We start from the raw sequence: 451 nt of genomic DNA on the forward strand, positions 1-451 counted from the left end.
TCGTATTCTTCATTTTGTTTCGGAGTTGGAGCTTCTGGCTCTTCAACTGTGATTATTACATCTACATTATCTTTAGATCCATCTGGATAAGTCACTTCAACCGGTACAGTAATCTTGTCACCTGGTTTTGCGTCTTCAGGGATTGTGACTGTGATTTCACCTGTTTCTTCATCAACTTTAACGCCATCTGGTGCATTTTCACCTGGTGTGAATGTTGTACCTTCTGGTGCTGTTGTTGGGTTACCATCTTTATCCTTGAACTCTGGTGCTTCTACAGTTACATCTTCACCTGGTTTACCACTACCATCTTCGTATCCAGGCTCGTATTCTTCATTTTGTTTCGGAGTTGGATCTGCTGCGAATGAGTCTGCAGCAATAATGTTTCCGTTAACTACTAATTGCACTGTGTAAATTTTTCTTTCAGTAATATCTGTCGGAACTGTAAACTGAG

General features: G+C 40.6%; 1 protein-coding gene. It reads right to left on the bottom strand.

Going from position 1 to position 451, the window contains the following annotated elements; translation table 11 throughout:
• On the bottom strand, nt 1-451 hold a 451-nt coding region (locus BBS29_RS08395; protein WP_218836849.1), incomplete at both ends, for a YPDG domain-containing protein.

This window comes from Nosocomiicoccus ampullae, from assembly GCF_001696685.1.
GTDB classification, from domain to species: domain Bacteria; phylum Bacillota; class Bacilli; order Staphylococcales; family Salinicoccaceae; genus Nosocomiicoccus; species Nosocomiicoccus ampullae_A.